Below are 19,328 nucleotides of genomic sequence, written 5' to 3'. Positions count from 1 at the left end.
GAAGAGGAGGCGGGGCTTCGGCGGAATAGAGGTGTACCCCACAGAAGGGACACCATGCGAATGGCCGCTCCCCCGGACGTGCCTGTGACAGACGATGACGCCGCGCTCATCGAGCGGTCATGGCACCACCCGGAAGCGTTCGCCGTGCTCTACGACCGCTACTTCGAAGAGATACACCGGTACGTCTCCGGACGTCTCGGCACCCAGATCGCCGATGATCTGGCCGCCGAGACGTTCCTGGTGGCGTTCAGGAAACGGCAGACGTTCGACTCCGCTCGCGGTGCCGTACGGCCTTGGCTGTACGGGATCGCCACCAACCTGCTCGCTCAGCATCGAAGGAGCGAAACGCGCAGGCTGGAGGCTTTTCAGCGGGCACCTGCCGGCGAAGTGGCGGACGACGGGCACGAGGACAGGGTGACGGCGAGAGTGGCCGCCGCGAACGCACAGGGGCGGCTCGCGACAGCGCTTGGACGTCTCTCCGCCGGTGATCGCGACGTGCTCCTCCTCGTCGCGCTCGCCGACCTCACCTATGAGGAGGTCGCGCAGACGCTCGACATTCCGTTCGGAACCGTCGGCTCCCGGCTCAACCGGGTGCGTAAGAAGCTCCGCAGAGCCTTGGGCGGCGTCAATCCGATGATCGGAGGGTTCGATGGATGAGCTGAACGACCGCCCGGACGAGCTGGCCGCCGTACGCGATCTCCTCTCGATGCCCGGTCCTTCGTCCGAGGTCGTCGACTCCGGCCGGGCCAGGCTGCAGGCGGCTCTGACGGCGCCACCTCAACGAGTACCGGCGCGAAGAGTACGGTCGCGGTGGTGGGCGCCGGTCCGTAACGGGTTGATCGGGGCGGCGTCGGCGGTCGCGCTGGCACTCGCCGTGGCCGTGCCCTCGAACTCGCTGATCGACCTCTCGCCCGTTCCGGCCGTGTCCGCCTCCGCTCCGCCGACCGCCAGGCAGATCCTGCTCGCCGCCGCGATCGCGATGGCCACGGCGCCGTCCGACGGCGCCTACTGGCGCACCAGCGTCGTGACCGGGCAGCTGATCCTCTCTCCCGATCGCCGGTACGTCGTCAAGCGCCAGTCCACCCGCCAGACCTGGCTCGCCAGGAAGAACAGTGCGCGGGATCGCTGGACCGGCCGGTACCTCGGCGCGCGACCGGCGACACCCCAGGACGAGGCCGCGTGGCGAAGCGCCGGGTCGCCGAGCCGCTGGCAGTACCCGGCGGACGTGACCGGCCTGGGCCGCGTTTCCCCGCAGGCGCTGGTGGAGGCGGCACCCGGTCCGCCGCAGGGCGGGCCGCACCGCGTCGGATGGCGGAACGCGGACGGCATCCTGACCAAGCAGCTGGTCAGTTGGACGGCCCTGAGTACGATCCCGAGCGACCCCACGGCGCTCCGCGCCTTCCTCGTGACCCACATCGCCCGGGAGAACGGCGCGTATGTCGGGCGCGAGATGGAAGCCGAGCTGCGCGAGAGCTGCCTGGAGATCATCACCGGGCTGCCGGTCTCGCCCGAGGTGCGTGCCTCGGCGTACCAGATCCTGGCCTCGATGCCCGGCATGAAGCCGGAGGGCGCGGTCACCGACCCGCTCGGCCGGGCCGGTCAGGCCCTGAGCTACCAGGTGATGAGGGACGGCCGGATCAGCGACGAGCGGCTCGTCATCGAGGCGGAGAGCGGGCTGCCGCTGGCCACGGAGACGAGGAGCGTCAGCCGGGTGGCCGACGGCCGGGACGTCGAAACTGGCTCTTTCATCGCATATCAGCAAATCGGATGGACGGACGAAGGGCCCGCGCAGTGACAACCTTCACTTTGGACGACGTGCGTACGCTGACCTACAAGGCGCGGGACGCCTGGTGGACGGTGTTCCTGGTCGATCCGCTCGCCGGTCGTCTGGTGGTCGGCCTGGCGAACCGTACCGCCATCACGCCGAACCAGATCACCTGGGGCGCCTTCTTGCTGGGGCTCGGCTCGGCGGGCTGCTTCCTGATGGCCGACGGTTGGGCATGGCTGGCCGTCGGCGCCGTTCTGTATCACCTGAGCTTCGTGCTGGACTGTGTGGACGGCAAGATCGCCCGGCTCAAGGGCACCGGCACCGTGCTGGGCGGCTGGCTCGACTACGTCTTCGACCGCATCCGGGTCCTCACCTGCGCCCTGGCGCTCATGTGGGGGCGCTTCGAGAGCACCGGTGAGGAGTTCTACCTCGTCCTCGGCATGCTCGTCGTCTTCCTCGACATGCTCCGGTACGTCGACGCGCTCCAGATCGCGAAGGTACGCCGCCAGATGCGCCGCAAACTGGACGAGGCGATCGAGCAGGTCACCGGCGTCCCGGCCGTTCGGTTGGAGAAGCCGGACCTGGAAGAGACGGGTCTCGACTCAGGAGAGATCCGCTCCGCCGACTCGGTTGACCTGCAGCAGAACTTCCGTGCCCACTTCGCCTGGTACATCCACATCCGCGACTGGCTGCGCGACCACCGCGTCCGAGCTCATCTGATCAGCGGTATCGAGTTCCAGATGGCGGTGTTCATCGTCGGCCCGCTCACCGGGTGGATCGTGCCGGTGACCGTCGGCACGGCGGCCCTCCTGCTGGTCTTCGAGGCCGCGATCATGTTCAAGCTCTACCTGTCCTCGCGGGACCTCACCCGGGCACTGGCGAAGATCCGCTCTCGGCCCACGGCACCGGTGGCTCAGCCGCAGGGCTAGCGCGTGAACCCCCGCCCCCGATCGCCCGATACCGGTGTCCCTCGGTCGGCGTCGACTCGTCTGTGCGGCATGGGATGTGGGCCGCGTGGGATGCCGCCGGTTGGGGCCATCCGTGGACGGAGTAGACACCTCGGTCGGGACACTCGATCGGGCAGTTGTCGGGTGCGGGGGGAGGTGCGGGCCGTGGGATGAACCGGCCCGCTCAGAAAGGGGTGCGGCGGCGCGGGGCTCGTAGGTTCATCCAGCCACCGGAAAAGTGGGAAAGTGCCGGTTTTGGGGGCGGCGATGCGGAAGGCGGGGCATCCCTCATGATTCGGCCAGTGCGACGGCCCTTTCCAGGACGCGCCGGGCATTCTGCGGCGAACGTCTGCCCAGGCCGCAGGCGGGGGAGACGTCCACCGTACGAGACAGGATGCTCTCCACCATGCGGAGGATCTTCCGCTGGTCATCCACTTCCTGAGCCTCGTGGACGAGGCCGGCGGCGAACCTGATGTCCGGAGGCATCGCGGCGAGGGATTCCAGACCCTGGTAGAAGCCAGGTTCCAGTGGCGGCGGCTGGTCGCCCGCCGCGAGCGGGACGTGGACGTACTCCAGCGGGCGGCCTTGCGGCCAGGACCGTAGGAGCGCGTTGAGCATGGACACCACAGGCGTCACGGTGGGTAATCGCTTCAGGGCCTTGTTGTTGAGGTCGCCGACGCACAGGTGAACGCCGAAGCGAGCGTCCGGCGGCGCGGTGGCGACCTGCTTCACCATGCCGTGGACCAGCGTGCGCGCCGTCGCCGTCCGCAGCGGCTTCGGAACGCCCGCCACCATGACCAGCTCGACGGGCACCTCAAGCTGGAACAGTACGTCTTGGCCGCCCCACCCGGCGATCTCCCGGATCTCACGGGCGAGCGCCTCCCGGAAGAGCAGGCGGTGGGTGAACGCCCTCGCCGGGCCGAAAGCGAAGAGCGCGAGGTCCAGGTCGCCGGGGATCCCGACCTGGAACGACGCACCGTCAAGACGGTGTGACACGCGGATCTCCTTGAACACCTCGTAGCCTTCCCCGGCGGCGGCCGCGTGGCCGAGGCGCAAGGAGCCGGAGCTGAGCCGGTGTCCGCGCTTCACCCTGAAGACAGGGCGGTTGTCGTAGCCGGACCAGTCGCCGTCGGTCCGCAGTTCGACGTCCGGATGCTCCCGGAGACCGTCGATGATGTGCGTGATCCAGTTGCGGCGGGCACCGACCTCCCCGTCCGCCAACGCCCGTAGATACGGGCCCGCCACGTCCGCCACGATCGTCATGGCCTGGCGGGTGTCGGCTGCCGGATAGCTGCCGACGAGATGGATGTGGCGGCTTGGCATGCGTCCCTCCTCACCGGTCCGCCGCCATGGGGCAGCGGCCTCGAAACCGTGTTCCACGCCCCGAGTGTGATGAGTACGGACCGTCCGGTCGAGTGGCCGCGGCTCGACGGCTGAGAGCGCCTTACCGGCAGGTCGGTCAGGGCGCGGTCACCCGAACGTCCAGGAACACCGGCCGCTTGTCCGGGAACAGCTCCTGGCCCCGCGCATCGGTCATCTTCCAGTAGATGCGGCAGTTGCCGGGCTTGTCCGGAGCGCGGACCTGTACCGCGATGTCCGCGGTCCGGCCAGGCGCGGTCGGCGGGATGGGCACCGTTTCGGGGGATCGGCAGGGCCCGGTGTTGATCCGAGCCAGACGCCTGCCCGCCCAGGACGTGGTCCCGATGTTGCGGATCCGCCATACCTTCTTGAACGACGAGCCCGGTCGCACTTCCGAGCCGTCCGGGTACGTGATGTCACCCACGAATTCGGAGTCATCCTTCGCGGGCGTGCGCACCGGGGGATCATCCTGGCCCGCGGTCGTCGAGAAGTAGAAGCCGGTCAGGCCGACCATGATGATCGCCACCGCGATGATCGAGCTGACGAGGACGCGGTTCCGCCGCGCGGACGGCGCGGGAGCCTGGACGCCTTCGGCGGTGGCGGTCGGCGGCGCTGGTGCGGGCTCGTCGTCGAGCGCCGTGTCGACAGCCCCGCCGTCGTCGTGCGCTGTGTCGACCGCTTTCGCGCGCTCCCAGAGCTCCCGCCACTCCCGCTCGGTCTCCTCGGGATCACGCTCCAGCCGATCAACCGCGAGGACCCGGACGAACTCCCACGCGGTCTCCCAACTCGGCAACTTCCGCCCCTGGGCGGCGCTGGCCAGCGACGATTTCGAGGCCGCCGCGCCGAGCCGAGCGGACATCTCGGCGTACGAGGGATCGCCCGCTTCCTCTTTCAGTTTCAGTAGCCGGTCGGCGAAGGCTCCCACCGCACCCGAATCCGGATCAGGACGTATCGGCTGCCGTCCCCGACGCTTACGATCCTGAGCCTGCACCCCGGCCCCACTTCCCCCCGTTCACTCTTCCTCCGTTCACTCGCGATGCTGCCGACGCCTCCGCATCTGGCAGTGCCTTCCCAAAATATCTGACGCGACAAGTCAACGATCAGTTCAGATCACCGCAGGTCGACGCCCAGGCGTGATTTGTCCAATGTCCAGCGTCGGCCCCATGGAGCGGCCTTGGACAAAGATCGCTGGCCGGCCCCGTCCTCCTGATGGCATCGTGGCGGAGGTTCCTCGGCGAACACACCCGCGCGGCACCGGCGCCCCCCAAGCGCATCTCTCCTAAGCGCGTTGTCCTCAGCTGCCTCGCCTCAGCGAAGTGACCGCATCACTCCAGAAGAGAAGGAGATCTCTCATGTCCACCCGTTCCCGTATGGCGAGCCTGCGTACCCGAGTCGCCGTCGTCGCCGCCTCATCCGTCGTCGTCGCCGGACTCGGCGTCGGCCTTGGCGCCGCTCCTGCGGCGGCGGACGTCCATCGCGGTGTCAGCGGCTGCTTCGCCTGGTCCTGGGGAGACGGCAACAGCTCCGTGACGGTGTACTGGCACAACAGGTGCGGCAACAAGCGCAAGTTGAAGATCAAGTACAGCCTCGGCTGGACGTACAAGAACTACACAGCGGTGGTCAAGTCCGACGGGAAGGGCCACAAGAGGTTCCAGACCGCTTCGATCGTGTCCATCAAGGACGGGGGCCGCGCTTAGCCTGCGGGGGCAGGCGCTTGGGGGTGCGGCGCGGACACGCGCCGCACCCCCAAGCCCGCCGATCAGCCGAAAGTACGCCTGATTTCCGGACGATCGGCCAGATCAGAACGGGCCGTTCTATCGATGAGCCGCCACCGCCTCGATCCGCACAATCGGGGTTATGAGCGACGAGATCACGACGGTACGCCCCCCGTTCCGGCAATCCTCTCAAGGCAGCAGGCCGACGGATGATCGGCGCAGAGCTCCGCGCGCAGGGTGGCTCGTGCCCGCCGGGCTGATCCTGCTCAGCGCCATTCCCATGGCCGCCGGTGCCTTCCGCCTGACCCAGCTGGCCGGCGGTGCGGCGATCACGCCGGAGAACGCTCGGTTCTTCGCGATGCCCCTGCCCGTGGTGCTGCACATCATCAGCGTCAGTGTGTACAGCCTTCTGGGGGCGTTCCAGTTCGCCTCCGGGTTCCGCCGCCGGAGGCCGGGATGGCATCGCGTCGCCGGGCGGGTGCTGGTGCCATGTGGATTCGTCGTAGCGCTGACGGGTCTGTGGATGACCCTGTTCTATCCCCGCCCTGTGGGGGATGGCGATCTCGTCACCGCTTTCCGGCTCGTGTTCGGCACGGCCATGTTCCTGTCCCTCGGCCTCGGCCTCGGCGCGATCCGGCGGCGGGACTTCGCCCGGCACCGCGCCTGGATGATACGCGGGTACGCGATCGCACTGGGTGCGGGGACGCAGGCGCTGACCCACCTGCCGTGGTTCCTGTTCTTCGGCACACCTGGCGAGCTGCCCAGGGGGCTGCTCATGGGCGCCGGGTGGGTGATCAACGTCGCCGTGGCCGAATGGATCATCCGTAGGCGACCGGCCAATCCGCGCCGCGCCGCGCGGCCGACCGGCGATCGCCGTGTGTCTCCGTAGGAGAGCCGGGTTAGTTCTTGATGCGGTTGGTCTCATACGCCCACATGGCGATCTCGACGCGATTGCGGGCACCGAGTTTGGCCATCAGGCTAGCGATGTGGGATTTGACGGTGCTGAGGGAAATATGCAGCTGGTCGGCGATCTCGCTGTTGGTCCGGCCACGTGCCACGGTGGTCAGGATCTGTTCTTCTCGGTCGGTGAGCGCCTCGATGGGGTGGACCGGTGGTGCGGCGGGCCCGGTGCGGGTGAAGGCCCCGAGTAGTCGTGCGGTGATGCTCGGGGCGATGAGCGCGTCGCCGTTGGCGGCGGCGTGGACGGCCTGGGAGAGCAGGTCGGCGCCGGCGTTCTTGAGCAGAAAACCCCGGGCGCCGGCCCTCAGGGCGGCGTAGACGTACTCGTCCAGGTCGAACGTGGTGATGACGACGACAGCCAGAGGGTCCTCGACGGTCGGTCCGGCCAGGGAGCGGGTGGCTTCGATGCCGTCAAGGACGGGCATGCGGATGTCGAACAGGCACACGTCGGGGCGTAGGCGCCGGGCGAGCTCGACGGCTCGCCGCCCGTCGGCGGCCTGGCCGATGACCTCGATGTCCGGCTGGGCGTCGAGGATCATCATGAGGCCGGTGCGGACGATCTCCTGGTCGTCGGCGACGATCACGCGAATGCTCATGGGGCCGATCCGGTTCGAGGGAGTTTTCGAGGGAGTTTTCGAGGGAGTACGGCGGTCACGCTCCAGCCCCGATCGGGGTTCGGGCCGGCGACGCAGGTGCCGCCGAGCAGGTCGGCGCGTTCGATCATGCCGATGAGCCCGTAGCCCGGCGACGCGGCCGGGCGGATGAGGCTGCCGTCGCCGTCGTCGCTGACGCGCAGGTGCACCGAGGTGTCGTCGGCGGTCAGGCGGACCTGGATGCGGGTGGCGTGACGCGCGTGGCGCCGGGCGTTGGTGACCGATTCCTGGGCCAGGCGGTAGATCGCGGCACCGACCGAGGGGGGCAGATCGTCGACGTCGCCCGAGATCTCCACGTCAACGGAGGGACCGGAGCCGCCTGGCCCGGCGAGCTGCCGGAGATCGGCGACGCGCCGCCCGGGCGCCAGACCGGCCGGCTGGTCGCGGCGTAAGACGCGCACCATGGCGCTCATCTCGGCCAAGGCGCGCGCCGCCTCAGCCTCGATCACCTGCAGCGCCTCGGTCGCGGCGCTCGGCCGCGACGCCGAGGTGGCCAGACCGGCCTGCGCGCGGATGGCCATCGCCGAGACGTGATGAGCGATGGTGTCGTGCAGGTCGCGGGCCAGCTGTTCGCGTTCGAGCAGCTTGACCTGGTCGAGCTCGCGCATCCTGGCCTTGGCCCGGTAGCGGAAGGCCACGCCCAGGGCGCCCACCAGGAACACCACGGTGACCCCGCCGACCGCATCGCTGGGACCGGGGTAGTCGGAGACCGTCGAGAAGAAGATCTTGACCAGGATGATCGTCGACCCGATCACCGCCTCGCGTCCGGATCCCCACCGGAACAACGAGTAGGCCAGCAACAGCAGAAACGCCATGGTGTACGTCTCTGGCGAGTAGCCGCCCGTCAGTAAGGGGACCGGGGTCATGGCGCCGAAGGCGATCACGATCATCAGCAGCGGCCGGCTGCGGCGCCACAACAACGTCGTCGCCAGCCCGACAGTGACGATCACCGAGAGGGCCCGCCACGGAAGATCCGGCCGCAGCACTCCTTCGAGCACCGCGACCGCCACCAACACCCCTACCAGCGCCCAGTCCCGCCACCCCCGCGGCGCGGGGTTGGGAGGGCGGGGCTCGTCCCACACCGAACGAATGAGACCGCGCACAGAGTCATGGTACGTGCGAGGGCTTGGTCAATCCTCGTCCGCGGGGAGGGCGAAGAGGCGGATGTACAAAGGGCGGGCGTCCGGGGGCGCGTCCTCGGCGCGGTGGCTGTACCTCAGGAGCAGGGCTATGTACTCCTCGTAGAACGAGGCGAACTCCTGCTTCGTCATTCGGCCCAAGCCGCGTGATGCCTTCGCCCAGTCCGGGTCGCGGTGGTAGGCGGCGGGGAAGCGTTCGAAGAGTACGCGGTCCTCGTCCATGCCGATCCGGTGGAATTCGGCCAGCACCGGGCGGTCCTCGGGGGCGAGTTGGTCCGGTGTGGGCAGGCGCATGTCCCTCGGGGCGTCGGGGGCGCGGCGCCACCAGCGCTCCCGGCCGGTCGAGCGTTCGGGGATCTCCTCGATGAAGCCGTACTTCTCCAGCTGGCGCAGGTGGTAGCTGGTCGTGCCGGTCTTGGCGTCGAGGAGCTCGCCGAGGGTGGTCGAGGTCGCGGGGCCGTGCACGTTGAGGTGGCGCAGCATGAGCCGGCGCATCGGATGGGCGAGAGCCTTGAGCCTCGCCGGGTCGTCGAGCGTGAACGCCTCGTCATCCTTCATGAGGAGCAGCCTAGTCCTTCTACAGAATGATATCTGCAGAGAAGTCTTTGCCGAGATGTCTCTGCAGAGTAGCTTCGGCATATGAGACGGATTCTTGCTGGAGCGGCGGCAGTGGCCATGGCCCTGTGCCTGCTCGTCCCGCCGGCTGTCGCGGTGGCCGAACCCTCCCCGCTCGCCGTACCCCCTGATCTGAGCGCGACCGAGGTGGGCTTCCGGGGTGGCGGCGGGCTCGCCCTGCACGGCACGGTGCTGACCCCGGCTGGGGCGAAGGCCGACCGGCCGGGGATCGTGCTGGTGCACGGCGCCGGCACCGGAACGCCCCGTAAGCAGCTCCTGGGTGAGGCGGTCGAGTTCGCCCGCAGAGGGCTGTCGGTGCTGATCTACGACAAGCGATCAGTGGGCTACTCGCTCTTCACCCGGTCCTATTCGCAGCTGGCCGACGACGCGCTCGGCGCCGTGGCCGCGCTACGTACGCAGCCGGGCGTGGATCCGGCGAAGGTCGGGCTGTGGGGGCTCAGCGAGGGCGGCTGGGTGGTGCCGATCGCGGCCTCTCGCTCGAAGGAGGTCGCCTTCATCGTGCTCGTGGGCGCCAACGGGCTGGCGCCGTTGCGGCAGCAGACCTGGGCGGTGGCGGCCGGGCTGCGGAAGGCGGGGGTGTCGGGGTCGCTCGTCGAGCGGGCCGAGCCCAAGCTGTACACGGCGATCGCCGACGGCGGCATGTTCCCCGAGCCCTACTACGATCCCGCGCCGACCATCGCCAAGGTACGCCAGCCCGTTCTCGGCATCTGGGGCACCAACGACCTGCTGACCCCGCCCAAGGAGACCCCGCCGGTGTTCGCCAGGGCGCTCGAAGCGGGCGGGAATCGGCACTACACCTTCCAGTTCTTCCCCGATGCCGATCATGCCGCCCACCAGACCCCTGACGGCGGCGTCACCCGGCTGAAGGAGCTCGCCCCCGGTTACGCCGATCTGGTCGGCTCCTGGGTGAAGGACGTGACCGGCGGAAAGCTGCCCACGGCTCAGACGCATGGACCGGTCCCCACGCAGGCGTCGCTGACCATCCCGATGGACCCTCCGGCCTGGTGGGAGTCGGCCTTTATGCAGGTCGTGGCCTTGCTGGTGTTCCTGGTCGGGTTCGGGGCCTACCCGGTGGTCGCGCTGGTGCGGCGTCTTCGCCGTGCTTCCCAGGCGCCGGTGTCCAGGGCCGCCCGGCTGGTGAGCGCGGGCGGGTCCGGGGTGGTGCTGGGGGCGTTCTCCTACCTGTTCTACGTGGTCATGACCGGTGGCAAGCTGGCCGCTCCCGGGCCCATGGTCGCGGGTCATCCGGTGATCTGGCTGGCGCTGCAGCTCCTCGCGGTGGCCTGCGTGGTCGCCACCTTCCGTACGGCGCTGGCCTGGCGCCGGGTCCGCGCCACGGTGGCGAGAGGAGAGAGGGTACGGCTCGGACTCCTGCTCGCCGGTGGGGCGGTGTTCCTCCCGTGGGCCCTCTACTGGGGGCTGCTGCTTCCGTGAGGGGCGGTTCGCCATTCGATGTCCTTTTCCTTAACGTCCTGTTCCGCGCCGCGTACCCAGGTCACGTAAAGCGATGGGCGTCCGGGCCGGGTCACCTCGAACCGATAGGCGTCCGGCATGTCGACCCGCCGGACGCTCTCGGCGCCGTCGAGGCGTGCGGCCAGCTCGGCGAAGGCGTCCGCGCTCGGATGACGGGCACCGAGCGTCTCGCCGTCCGACTCCAGCAGTACGAACTTCGAGAACATCAACTGCAGCAGCTCGAGATGGTCCGCGGGCTCGTGCGGGTCGGGGCCGAGCTGCCAGCAGACCGTGCGCCGCACACCGCAGGACATCGCCAGGAGGTTGCGCACCACGAGGTCGCGCGCGTTGATCCGGTGCCGCTCGGCCTCCAGCTCCGGCGGGCAGCCCGTCATGAACATCTGCAGGGCGGGCGGCAGCTCGCTCATCCGCGCGTACAGCCGCTCCATCGCCTCCCGGGCGGGCGCGGCCGACACCCGGCCTGACCTGAAGTCCTCGGTCGTGAACGTGTGCCAAGGGGTCATGGCGCCGGAGTTCATGACGTCGGCCAGGTGCTCCATCACCTCCGGATACTGGAAGAGGAGGGGGCCGTTGTACTCGCCGGCCAGGATGGGCTTCTCGGGGCCGTACGAGCGCATCACGGTGCGGATGTCGTCGATGGTGTCGGGAATCAGGTACGGGTCGCCGTACAGGTGGATGTCGAAGACGTCGTAAGCGCCCTCGGCGACGAGCCGCAGGAAGAAGTCCCGCTCCTCGTCGGGGGGCTCGGGGGCGGGGAAGACGCCGGGCGGGCAGCCACCGAGCACGACGTCGGCCTGGGAGTCGGCGCTCTTGACCGCCCGGTGGAAGAGGGCCAGCAGGTCGAGGTACTCGGTGGCGGTGCCGCCCCAGAACAGCGGGATGCACGGCTCGTTCTCGCACTGCCAGTAGCGCACGCGGCCCGCGCAGTGCGTCACCAGGGCGCGCAGCATCGCCTCGTACGCGGCGGGGTCGGTGGGCGGTGAGCCGGGGAGCAGGTCGGTCGACCTGGTCGAGCCCCAGGGCGAGGCCGCGCAGATCATGAACCACAGCTCGGTGTCGTCGTCGACCTGGTCCAGGACCGCGTCCACCGCGCTCCAGTCGTACTGGCCCGGTTCGGGTTCGAGCTGCGACCAGTAGAAGAACACGCGCAGCAGTCCGGCGCCGAGGTCGCGGGCCTGCGGGGCGAAGATGTCGGGCTTGGCGACCAGGCCGTACTGGATGCTGCGGACCACGCCCATCCGGATGCTGTCGGTCGATGTCATGAGCTGTCCCTTCGGAGGAAGTCGTCCTCCGACGATGGCGCCGCCCGCTGGTAGGTCGCTGTTGTCCCGCTGTCACGTCACTGGTGGCGGGCCCGCGGCCGGGCTTCGGACCCGGCCGCAGGTCATGAGGTCAGCCGGAAGAGACGTTCAACGCCGTACGCAGGAACTCCAGCTGGTGCCGCAGCAACCCCTCCACAGCCGCCTCGGCGGTCGGCATGTGCGTGGCCCCCGACAACGGGAGCACCTGGTGCGGACGGCCCGCCGCCAGCAGCGCCGCCGACATCCGCAGGGTGTGCGCGGCCACCACGTTGTCGTCCGCCAGGCCGTGCACCAGCAGCAACGGGCGGCGCAACCGGGCCGCGTCGCCGATGGGCGAGGAGCGCTCGTAGTTCTCCGGTTCCTCGTCCGGATGGCCCAGGAACCGCTCCCGCCAGTGGGTGTCGTACAGCCGCTGGTCGCTCGGCGCCGCCCCCGAGACGGCGGCGTGGAACACCTCCGGCATGCGCAGCACCGCCGCCGCCGCGAGCGTGCCGCCGTAGCTCCAGCCGCGGATGCCCACCCGGTCCAGGTCGAGGTCGGGGCAGTGCTCGGCGGCCGCCCGCAGCGCCACGACCTGGTCTTCGAGCGGCGCGGTGAGCGTGTCGCCATGGACGGTCTTGTCCCAGGCGGGGCCGCGTCCCGGAGTGCCACGGCCGTCCGCCGTCACCACCGCGAACCCGTGCTCGGCGAACCACTGCGACTCGGCCAGCCACCAGTGCCGGGCCCGGGTCACCAACTGCATCGCCGGTCCCGCGTACGGCGCCATCAGCACCGGCAGCGGACCGGAGCCCGGCCGATGCCAGGAGGGCAGCAGCAACGCGGTACGGATCTCCCGCTCACCCGCCCGCAACCACGTGACACGCGGGACGATCAGCGGCTCGGCCTGGAGCGAGGCGATCTCCACGTCGGGCCGCCCGTCACGCACCACACGGAAGGAGTGGCCGGCCTCGGTATGGGAAGTGAGCAGCAGTGCGCCGCCCTCCCGCCGGCCGGTGTGCAGCCCTGGCCCGTCGCTCAGCCGTACGGGACCGCGCTCCGCGTCATATGTCCACAGGTGTTGCTCGGTGGGTTCGTCATTCGCAGTGAAGAGCACGGATTCGCCGGAGACGTTAACGATCGAGCGGATCTGCAGCCCTTCGGGAGTGACCGGACGGCCGTCCACGAGCAGCCGCCGGGTCCCGTCCAGGTCGGCGGTGTGCACCAGCGCACCGGATGCCGTCCGTGCGGGCGTGCCCGCGATGAGCTGGACCCAGGCGGCATCGCGCTGCTCGTGGAGCGGCTTCGTCAGTCCCGTGTCCGGATCGGCGGCCAGCACCCGCAGCGTGCGCTGGTCCCGGCTCTGCACGCTGATCAGCGGGCCATGGGCGTCCCAGCCGGCGGTGGCCACGTACTCGTACGCGGCCCGGTCCCAGCGCACCTCCACGGAGCCGCCGTCGAGGTCGAGCACGTGCAGGGTGACCTCGGCGTTGGCCGTCCCGGCCGCCGGGTAGGCGATCTCGCGAGGCGGCCGGGACGGGTTGGCGGGATCGGCGATCCACCAACGCTGTACGGGACGGTTGTCGACCCTGGCGGCCAGCAGCCGGGTGCCGTCGGGCGACCACCAGTAGCCGCGCGTCCTGTCCATGGATTCGGCCGCCACATGCTCGGCCAGCCCCCAGACCACCTCTGGGTCCTCGGGCACGGCCAGCCGCCGGTCACGCCCGTCGGCAAGTTCGACGACGTGCAACGCGCCACCGGTCACGTAGGCGACCCGGCTCCCGGTCGGATCGGGCCGGGGATCGACCACCGGCCCGGCGGTGGGCACGGGCCGCGCCTCGCCGCCGTCGATGTGCACCGCCCACAGCCGCCCGTCGACGGCGAAGGCGATGGTACGTACGGCTGCATCGGCCGCATAGGCGACGACCCCGGTCGCCCGCTCCCGAGCCCGCTCCCGCCGAATCCGCTCCGCCTCGGGAACGGCCCCGTCCGCCCCGAGCGTCTCCGGCGCGACGACCAGCCGCTCACCCATCTCGTCGGCGACCCACAGACAGCTGCCCCGATCCTCACCTCCGCGAGTCCGGAGGTATACGACCCGATGGCCATCGGGCGACAGAGTGAAGGCCCGGGGCACCCCGAGCGAGAACCGCTGGGTACGGGCGAATTGACGTGGAAATCCCTTGGTATCCATAAAGGGACTATGCACCGGACTACCAGGGGAACGGTGGGGGAGTGAAGTGCGCGGGGAGACTCACCGGCGCCGGGGATCGATCGATCCAGTAGATACTTTAGCAGGTCAGATGTTGACGGAGAGCTCCCACAGACGCGCGGCGGACTCCGGGTCGAGGGCGTAGGAGGCGACTCCGTGGCGGGCCGAGTGCGCGTCGTTCGGCAGCGCCTCGTTGCAGTCCTCGAAGTAGCGGCCGGTGACGCCGTCGAGCAGCGGCGACGCGGCGGCGAGCACCGACGTGGCCGCTCCCTGCTCCGTCGTCTTCCATGTGACGTCCGCGCCGGAGGAAGAGGCGGCGGCGCGCAGCCGGTCGAGCTCCTCATCGGAGACGTACCGCTGGAGGTTCGTACGGATGCCGCCCGGCATCAGCGCGTTGACGGTGATCCCGTCGTCCGCCCAGCGCCGGGCCGCCTCCACCGCGAACAGCACGTTCGCCGTCTTGGACTGCCCGTACGCCGACCACGGGTCATAGGCGCGCGCACGGAAGTTGATGTCCTCGAAGACGACCGGGGAGCGCAGGTGCGCGGTGGAGCTGACCGAGACCACCCGGGCGCCGTCGGCCGCCGCGAGCGCGGCGTGCAGGCCGGTGGCCAGGGCGAAGTGGCCGAGATGGTTCGTGGCGAACTGGAGCTCCCAGCCGTCCGGGGTGTGCGCCTCGGGGCAGGCCATCACGCCGGCGTTGTTGACCAGCATGTGCAGCGGGCCTTCCCAGGCGGTCACGAACGACGTGACCGTGCCGCGGTCGGCGAGGTCCAGCGGGGCGACGAAGATCTGCTTGTTGCCGGTGGTCGCGGTGATGTCGGCGGCGGTCGCGGCGCCCGCGTCGAGGTCGCGCACGGCGAGAGTCACCTCCGCGCCGACCGCCGCGAGCGCGCGGGCGGTCTCGACGCCGATGCCGGACGCCCCGCCGGTGACGATGGCCCGCCGGCCGCTGAGATCGACGCCTTCCAGCACCTCGGCCGCGGTCGATCGGGCGGTGAACGGGGTGGTGATGCGGGTGTTCGCAGTCATGATTCCCAGTCCTGTCAGGGATGCGGTGGGAGAGCTCCAAACGGTAAGATATGAACCGGAGGAGCCTCCAATTAGCTCCGACTGTATTCGGAGTCTCCTCCGTTTGGCAAATCTCGCCCCCGAAATCCACAGGAGTCACCGTGCAGGCCGGATCCCGACCGCTGCGCGCCGACGCGCGCCGCAACCGCGATCGGCTGCTCGACGCCGCCGTACGCGCCTTCTCCCACGAGGGCCCCGAGGTGACGCTCGACGCGATCGCCAAGGACGCGGGCGTCGGCATCGGTACGCTTTACCGGCATTTCCCCACTCGCGAGGCGCTCGTCGAGGCCGCGTACCGCAACGAGCTCACCAGGCTGTGCGAGGCCGCGACGAGCCTGCTGCGCACGATGCCGCCCGACCAGGCGACCCGCGCCTGGATGGATCGCTTCGTCGACTACATGACGACCAAGCGCGGCATGGCCGACGCGCTGCGCGCGGTCATCGCGTCCGGCGGCAACCCGTTCGCGGAGAGCCGCGACCGGATGGTCGGCGCGATCGGGTCGCTGCTGGCCGCCGGGGCCGCCGCGGGGACCGTGCGCTCGGACGTCGAGCCGGACGACGTGCTCGCCGGCCTGGGCGGCGTGGCGCTGGTCGTCGGCGAGGACGAGCAGCGCGACCGGACGGGCCGCCTGCTCGACCTGCTGATGGACGGCCTGCGCTACCGCCGCGACGCCCAGCCCTGACGCGCCCTGCTCGCGCTCCCGGGAGGACCTGAGCCGCCGCTAGAGGCTCGCTATTTCACGCTGATCTTCGTCATCATCCCCATCCCACGGTGATTGTCCACCGGGCACCACAGGTCGTACGTCCCCTTCTTCAGGGTGACGGAGAGCTTCGTCGTCTTTCCGCCCGGGATGATGCTGGAGGTCGAGTCGACCCCGGGCCCCTTGATCGACAGGCCGTGCGGAGCGGTCCCCGCGTTGTGGATCGTGAAGGTGTAGGCCCCTGGCTTGAAGGCGTTCGTCGAGAGCGTGAGAGAGAACTCCCGCTCGGTCACGGTGACAGACGTATCGCGAGCCGCGGTCGTACCCGCGCCGACCGTTGTCAGCGTCAGCGCGGCGGCCACGAGCCCGATCACCAGACGGGGCGCACTTCTGGAACGAATCGCAGCGGACATGATCGCCAACCCTTCATCGCGGCATCGATGTCAGCCATGGCAGTCTCCGTATGCCCGGACCCGCGTAACGCCAGTCCCGCGGGCGTGCCGCCATCATTTGACCTTGTCACCGGCGTCAACGTTTATCGTCGATCCCCCACCACCGACGAACGGACGCCCCGGCATGAGCACGGACCGCGACACTCTTCTCGAGTACGACCAGAGCTTCTTCGACGCCTTGGTGGCCAACGACCTCGACCGGCTGACGGAGCTGCTGGCGGACGACTTCCTCCTGGTGGGGGTCGAAGACGGGGCGGTCGCCACCAAGCAGGTCATCCTTGATCTCGTGGCGTCCGGGTCCCTCCGGTTTCCCCGGATCGACTCGTTTCCCGGCGAGGCGATCGTCCGTTTCCATGGGAAGGTGGGCATCGTCGTGGGACGTACCGGCATGAACTTCACCAGCCCCGAAGGCGCCACGTTCAGCGCCGGGAGCCGCTACACCCACGTGTACGCCGCCGACTCCCACGGTTCCTGGCGCCTCACCTCCGCCCAGGGCACCGCGATCAAGGGCTGATCCGGCTACCCCACAAGTGTGGCGGCGCAGCTGGTGACCAGGTCCTCCGCGTAGGCGGGAATCGGGCGGCCCGAGCTCTGGTGGCGGCGGACCGTGGCGTAGGGCAGGTCGACCGTGGCCAGGAACAACTGCTCGACCTCCTGCGGCTCGCGCCGGTCCAGCCGTTCGGCCAGGGCGCGGACGGCGTTGCGGACCCGGCGGTCGCTGCGTTCCAGGCGTTCGCGGGCCTCCGACGGCCAGTTGGGTTCGTCGAAGTCCGCCGGGCCGTACAGCAGGATGTGAGCTTCGTGCGGATGCGCCCGGCTCCAGGCGACCACGTGGCGCGCGGCGGCGGGGGCGGCCCGCACGGCGGGCTCGGTGTTGAGCGCGGACAGGAAGCCGTCCTGGAAGCGGTCGACCGTGCGCAGCCACAGCGTGGCGAGCATGGAGGAGCGGCTGGGGAAGCGGTGGTAGATCGAGCCGCTCGGTGCGCGGGCGGCACGGGCGACCGCCGCCACGGTCACGGTGCTCGGGCCGCTCGCGGCCACCAGTTCGGCGGCCGCGTCGAGCAATCGGTCAACGTCATGGCGAGGCGGTCGTCCCATGCCGTCGAGCGTATAGGGACAGACTGAAGGGTTTCTGGACGGTTAATCAGCTTCTGTCTTGGTCATCGCCCTGATGGTCTCGGTCATGTGCGTTCGCAGCTGGGCCAGCCGCCCCTCGATGATGGCGCTCGCGTCGCCCGGATTGTTGAGTACGGCCTGACGCAGTCCGCTGTTCCCGTACGCGTGGACGAACGTGTGCTTGATGATGGTTTGTCCGGAGTCGGGGGTCAGGTCGTAGCTCCACAACGAGGCCCGCCACCCCTGGCCGTCGAGCACCGCCCAGGCGAACCGCCTGCCCGGCTCCACTTCCGTGACCTCGCACGTCACGACCCCCGTCTGGCCGTTGGGGAACCGGTTCCGCCCCTCGAACCTCCTCCCGACCGCGAGGCCGTCCCCATCGTCAAGCCAGGTCGTGCCCGTACATTCCGGACTCCACTCGCCGATGCGCGAGACGTCGGTGATCAGCTCCCACACCTCCTCGGGCGAGTTGCCGACCCGGACCAGAACCTCCGTGGTGGCTCCCGTCACGGCGTGATCGGCCTGGAACGCCCGCACTTCCACGGTCCCGAACCTGGCCGCCGGGTGCTCGGCCGCCACTTCCACCGCCTCCTCCAGACTGGCGCACTCGAGGATGTCGAAGCCGCCGACCTGCTCCTTCGTCTCCACGAACGGCCCGTCGCCGACGAGGACCCGCCCGTCGCGTACGCGTACGGACCGCCCTTCCGAAGCCGGCCGCAGCGCGTGTCCTTCCAGCCGGACCCGGCGCCGGTCCATCTCCTCGGCCCACGGCACGGCCGTGCCCTCGTCCGCGCTCACCTCGATGGACGGATCCGCGCAGATCAGCAGCAGATATTTCACCAGATGACTCCTTCTGCTCGTCGTTTCACCCCACCGACGAACCGCTCCCTCACAAACCGACAAGTGGACAGCGATATAGCGGGCAACTCATATTGGACGAGGTCAACATCCCCCCACACCGGAGGTCTGTATGGACGTGCGTCTGGACCATCTCGTCTGCTGGGTCTCGGACCAGCTTCGCGCGCTCGACTTCTACGAGCAGGTCATCGGCCTGCCCGGGGTGCGGGCCGAGGCGTTCAGGGACGGCAAGGCGCCGTTCCCCAGCGTACGGGTCTCCGGTGACACGATCATCGACCTGATGCCCCAGAACGCGGCGAAGCGCGTCGACGAGGGCACCGGCGTCAGCGGCAGCGCCGGTCATCCGATCAACCACTTCTGCCTGGCGCTCGCCCGCGACGACTTCGACGCGCTCGAAGCCAGGCTGACCCGCAACGGCGTGGAGGTCACCGGCACCGGCTCCAACTCGTTCGGCGCCAGGGGCATCGCGCCGGGCGTGATCTACTTCTCCGACCTCGACGGGAACGTGATCGAAGCCCGCTACTACGACTGAGGGCTCAAGGACTCGGCCGGGCGCAAACTGTCGGCGCGGTTTGCTACACAAGACGGCATGGGTGTGAGCGTCGACGAGTTCCTCAAGCTGCTGGACCAGTTGCCCGAGGCGCGCCTGGGCGATCACGGTGGCACCTGGGTCAGCCTCAAGGTGCGTGACAAGGGCTTCGGTTATCTGTGGGAAGAGACCGAGACCGTGGGGCTCAAGGCGACGATCGAGGAGCAGATGGCGCTCGTCGCCGAACGGCCTGACGTGTTCGAGATCCAGTTCACCGCCGGGCGGTTCGGGTGGGTGGTGGTGCACCTGAAGCGGATCGACGCTGACGAGCTGTTCGAGCTGGTCGCCGAGGCGTGGTGCTTGACGGCGCCCAAGGAACTGGTCACCCCCTTCGAGGCTGCCCATAAAATCGGGCAATAGGGCGTAAAAGGAGTTGGAAGTCGCGGTTAGGATCAGGCACCGTGA

21 protein-coding genes are annotated in these 19,328 nt (G+C 69.5%); 10 read left to right on the top strand and 11 right to left on the bottom strand.

What is annotated here, in order from left to right; genetic code table 11:
- Nucleotides 1-84 precede the first annotated feature (84 nt).
- The 3 genes from ACQP2T_RS58460 to ACQP2T_RS58450 are packed head-to-tail and all read left to right on the top strand — an operon-like array spanning nucleotide 85 to nucleotide 2,697.
- Nucleotides 85-657 (top strand): RNA polymerase sigma factor, encoded by a 573-nt coding sequence (locus ACQP2T_RS58460; RefSeq protein ID WP_357654898.1) that lies wholly within the window; start codon nucleotides 85-87, stop codon nucleotides 655-657.
- Nucleotides 650-1,795, top strand: a complete 1,146-nt coding sequence (locus ACQP2T_RS58455; protein WP_433513309.1) for a CU044_5270 family protein — start codon at nucleotides 650-652, stop codon at nucleotides 1,793-1,795. The genes ACQP2T_RS58460 and ACQP2T_RS58455 overlap by 8 nt, the downstream gene beginning before the upstream one ends.
- A gap of 20 nt (nucleotides 1,796-1,815) precedes the next feature.
- Nucleotides 1,816-2,697, top strand: a complete 882-nt coding sequence (locus tag ACQP2T_RS58450) for a CDP-alcohol phosphatidyltransferase family protein (RefSeq protein WP_433513308.1) — start codon at nucleotides 1,816-1,818, stop codon at nucleotides 2,695-2,697.
- Between the two features lie 306 nt (nucleotides 2,698-3,003).
- Here the strand turns inward: ACQP2T_RS58450 and ACQP2T_RS58445 are convergent, their stop codons facing one another.
- Both ACQP2T_RS58445 and ACQP2T_RS58440 read right to left on the bottom strand, forming a co-directional pair.
- Nucleotides 3,004-4,038 carry a hypothetical protein gene (locus ACQP2T_RS58445; protein WP_433513307.1) on the bottom strand — a complete coding sequence of 345 codons (1,035 nt, stop codon included), beginning with the start codon at nucleotides 4,036-4,038 and terminating at the stop codon, nucleotides 3,004-3,006.
- Between the two features lie 136 nt (nucleotides 4,039-4,174).
- Nucleotides 4,175-4,999 carry an NBR1-Ig-like domain-containing protein gene (locus ACQP2T_RS58440; RefSeq protein WP_433513306.1) on the bottom strand — a complete coding sequence of 275 codons (825 nt, stop codon included), beginning with the start codon at nucleotides 4,997-4,999 and terminating at the stop codon, nucleotides 4,175-4,177.
- A gap of 427 nt (nucleotides 5,000-5,426) precedes the next feature.
- Between ACQP2T_RS58440 and ACQP2T_RS58435 the strand changes: the two genes are divergently transcribed.
- Nucleotides 5,427-5,771: a hypothetical protein gene (locus ACQP2T_RS58435; protein WP_397304454.1), complete on the top strand. Its 345-nt coding sequence runs from the start codon at nucleotides 5,427-5,429 to the stop codon at nucleotides 5,769-5,771.
- A gap of 160 nt (nucleotides 5,772-5,931) precedes the next feature.
- Nucleotides 5,932-6,678 (top strand): DUF2306 domain-containing protein, encoded by a 747-nt coding sequence (locus ACQP2T_RS58430; RefSeq protein WP_433513305.1) that lies wholly within the window; start codon nucleotides 5,932-5,934, stop codon nucleotides 6,676-6,678.
- A gap of 10 nt (nucleotides 6,679-6,688) precedes the next feature.
- On the opposite strand, the gene ACQP2T_RS58425 is transcribed toward ACQP2T_RS58430, so the two are convergent.
- The 3 genes from ACQP2T_RS58425 to ACQP2T_RS58415 are packed head-to-tail and all read right to left on the bottom strand — an operon-like array spanning nucleotide 6,689 to nucleotide 9,099.
- Entirely contained in the window at nucleotides 6,689-7,345 is a 657-nt protein-coding gene (locus tag ACQP2T_RS58425) for a response regulator (protein ID WP_433513304.1), read from the bottom strand.
- Nucleotides 7,342-8,505, bottom strand: a complete 1,164-nt coding sequence (locus ACQP2T_RS58420; protein WP_433513303.1) for a sensor histidine kinase — start codon at nucleotides 8,503-8,505, stop codon at nucleotides 7,342-7,344. The genes ACQP2T_RS58425 and ACQP2T_RS58420 overlap by 4 nt, the downstream gene beginning before the upstream one ends.
- 27 nt (nucleotides 8,506-8,532) lie before the next feature.
- On the bottom strand, nucleotides 8,533-9,099 hold the full coding sequence (locus tag ACQP2T_RS58415; RefSeq protein ID WP_433513302.1) for an ArsR/SmtB family transcription factor: 567 nt from the start codon (nucleotides 9,097-9,099) through the stop codon (nucleotides 8,533-8,535).
- A gap of 81 nt (nucleotides 9,100-9,180) precedes the next feature.
- Here ACQP2T_RS58415 and ACQP2T_RS58410 point away from each other — a divergent pair, with 81 nt between their 5' ends.
- The gene (locus ACQP2T_RS58410; protein ID WP_433513301.1) at nucleotides 9,181-10,611 is read left to right on the top strand and encodes an alpha/beta hydrolase family protein; all 1,431 of its coding nucleotides are present in this window, start codon (nucleotides 9,181-9,183) and stop codon (nucleotides 10,609-10,611) included.
- Here ACQP2T_RS58410 and ACQP2T_RS58405 read toward each other — a convergent pair.
- From ACQP2T_RS58405 to ACQP2T_RS58395, 3 genes are all read right to left on the bottom strand, one after another.
- Nucleotides 10,587-11,912, bottom strand: coding sequence for a hypothetical protein (locus tag ACQP2T_RS58405; RefSeq protein WP_433513300.1), 1,326 nt, complete (start codon nucleotides 11,910-11,912; stop codon nucleotides 10,587-10,589). The two genes, ACQP2T_RS58410 and ACQP2T_RS58405, sit on opposite strands and share 25 nt — an antisense overlap.
- Nucleotides 11,913-12,042: 130 nt before the next feature.
- On the bottom strand, nucleotides 12,043-13,959 hold the full coding sequence (locus ACQP2T_RS58400; protein WP_433513299.1) for a prolyl oligopeptidase family serine peptidase: 1,917 nt from the start codon (nucleotides 13,957-13,959) through the stop codon (nucleotides 12,043-12,045).
- 264 nt (nucleotides 13,960-14,223) lie between these two features.
- Entirely contained in the window at nucleotides 14,224-15,168 is a 945-nt protein-coding gene (locus ACQP2T_RS58395; protein WP_433513298.1) for an SDR family NAD(P)-dependent oxidoreductase, read from the bottom strand.
- A gap of 140 nt (nucleotides 15,169-15,308) precedes the next feature.
- On the opposite strand from ACQP2T_RS58395, the gene ACQP2T_RS58390 reads away from it, so the two are divergent.
- A complete protein-coding gene (locus tag ACQP2T_RS58390) occupies nucleotides 15,309-15,890 on the top strand; it encodes a TetR/AcrR family transcriptional regulator (RefSeq protein WP_433513297.1) in 582 nt (193 codons plus the stop codon).
- 50 nt (nucleotides 15,891-15,940) lie between these two features.
- Here the strand turns inward: ACQP2T_RS58390 and ACQP2T_RS58385 are convergent, their stop codons facing one another.
- Nucleotides 15,941-16,321, bottom strand: a complete 381-nt coding sequence (locus ACQP2T_RS58385) for a cupredoxin domain-containing protein (protein WP_433513296.1) — start codon at nucleotides 16,319-16,321, stop codon at nucleotides 15,941-15,943.
- A gap of 163 nt (nucleotides 16,322-16,484) precedes the next feature.
- Here ACQP2T_RS58385 and ACQP2T_RS58380 point away from each other — a divergent pair, with 163 nt between their 5' ends.
- Nucleotides 16,485-16,874 carry a YybH family protein gene (locus tag ACQP2T_RS58380; protein ID WP_433513295.1) on the top strand — a complete coding sequence of 130 codons (390 nt, stop codon included), beginning with the start codon at nucleotides 16,485-16,487 and terminating at the stop codon, nucleotides 16,872-16,874.
- 5 nt (nucleotides 16,875-16,879) lie between these two features.
- Here the strand turns inward: ACQP2T_RS58380 and ACQP2T_RS58375 are convergent, their stop codons facing one another.
- Both ACQP2T_RS58375 and ACQP2T_RS58370 read right to left on the bottom strand, forming a co-directional pair.
- Complete coding sequence (locus tag ACQP2T_RS58375) at nucleotides 16,880-17,458, bottom strand: TetR/AcrR family transcriptional regulator (RefSeq protein ID WP_433513294.1); 579 nt, start codon at nucleotides 17,456-17,458, stop codon at nucleotides 16,880-16,882.
- 42 nt (nucleotides 17,459-17,500) lie between these two features.
- Nucleotides 17,501-18,316: an SRPBCC family protein gene (locus ACQP2T_RS58370; RefSeq protein ID WP_433513293.1), complete on the bottom strand. Its 816-nt coding sequence runs from the start codon at nucleotides 18,314-18,316 to the stop codon at nucleotides 17,501-17,503.
- 130 nt (nucleotides 18,317-18,446) lie between these two features.
- Between ACQP2T_RS58370 and ACQP2T_RS58365 the strand changes: the two genes are divergently transcribed.
- Complete coding sequence (locus ACQP2T_RS58365; protein WP_433513292.1) at nucleotides 18,447-18,866, top strand: VOC family protein; 420 nt, start codon at nucleotides 18,447-18,449, stop codon at nucleotides 18,864-18,866.
- Nucleotides 18,867-18,923: 57 nt separating this feature from the next.
- A complete protein-coding gene (locus ACQP2T_RS58360) occupies nucleotides 18,924-19,283 on the top strand; it encodes an MmcQ/YjbR family DNA-binding protein (RefSeq protein ID WP_433513291.1) in 360 nt (119 codons plus the stop codon).
- Nucleotides 19,284-19,328 lie beyond the last annotated feature (45 nt).

This window comes from Nonomuraea sp. CA-143628 (assembly GCF_050942315.1).
Lineage (GTDB): Bacteria > Actinomycetota > Actinomycetes > Streptosporangiales > Streptosporangiaceae > Nonomuraea.
This window is presented reverse-complemented; position numbering and strand designations above follow the sequence as displayed.

What these genes read in the sequence shown, in the direction of transcription:
- ACQP2T_RS58430 (WP_433513305.1), top strand. Translation starts at nt 5,932, where the DNA reads ATGAGCGACGAGATCACGACGGTACGCCCCCCGTTCCGGCAATCCTCT.
- ACQP2T_RS58400 (WP_433513299.1), bottom strand. Translation starts at nt 13,959, where the DNA reads ATGGGTGAGCGGCTGGTCGTCGCGCCGGAGACGCTCGGGGCGGACGGG.
- ACQP2T_RS58435 (WP_397304454.1), top strand. Translation starts at nt 5,427, where the DNA reads ATGTCCACCCGTTCCCGTATGGCGAGCCTGCGTACCCGAGTCGCCGTC.
- ACQP2T_RS58360 (WP_433513291.1), top strand. Translation starts at nt 18,924, where the DNA reads ATGGGTGTGAGCGTCGACGAGTTCCTCAAGCTGCTGGACCAGTTGCCC.
- ACQP2T_RS58415 (WP_433513302.1), bottom strand. Translation starts at nt 9,099, where the DNA reads ATGAAGGATGACGAGGCGTTCACGCTCGACGACCCGGCGAGGCTCAAG.
- ACQP2T_RS58425 (WP_433513304.1), bottom strand. Translation starts at nt 7,345, where the DNA reads ATGAGCATTCGCGTGATCGTCGCCGACGACCAGGAGATCGTCCGCACC.
- ACQP2T_RS58395 (WP_433513298.1), bottom strand. Translation starts at nt 15,168, where the DNA reads ATGACTGCGAACACCCGCATCACCACCCCGTTCACCGCCCGATCGACC.
- ACQP2T_RS58405 (WP_433513300.1), bottom strand. Translation starts at nt 11,912, where the DNA reads ATGACATCGACCGACAGCATCCGGATGGGCGTGGTCCGCAGCATCCAG.
- ACQP2T_RS58380 (WP_433513295.1), top strand. Translation starts at nt 16,485, where the DNA reads ATGAGCACGGACCGCGACACTCTTCTCGAGTACGACCAGAGCTTCTTC.
- ACQP2T_RS58455 (WP_433513309.1), top strand. Translation starts at nt 650, where the DNA reads ATGGATGAGCTGAACGACCGCCCGGACGAGCTGGCCGCCGTACGCGAT.
- ACQP2T_RS58365 (WP_433513292.1), top strand. Translation starts at nt 18,447, where the DNA reads ATGGACGTGCGTCTGGACCATCTCGTCTGCTGGGTCTCGGACCAGCTT.
- ACQP2T_RS58375 (WP_433513294.1), bottom strand. Translation starts at nt 17,458, where the DNA reads ATGGGACGACCGCCTCGCCATGACGTTGACCGATTGCTCGACGCGGCC.
- ACQP2T_RS58410 (WP_433513301.1), top strand. Translation starts at nt 9,181, where the DNA reads ATGAGACGGATTCTTGCTGGAGCGGCGGCAGTGGCCATGGCCCTGTGC.
- ACQP2T_RS58445 (WP_433513307.1), bottom strand. Translation starts at nt 4,038, where the DNA reads ATGCCAAGCCGCCACATCCATCTCGTCGGCAGCTATCCGGCAGCCGAC.
- ACQP2T_RS58385 (WP_433513296.1), bottom strand. Translation starts at nt 16,321, where the DNA reads ATGTCCGCTGCGATTCGTTCCAGAAGTGCGCCCCGTCTGGTGATCGGG.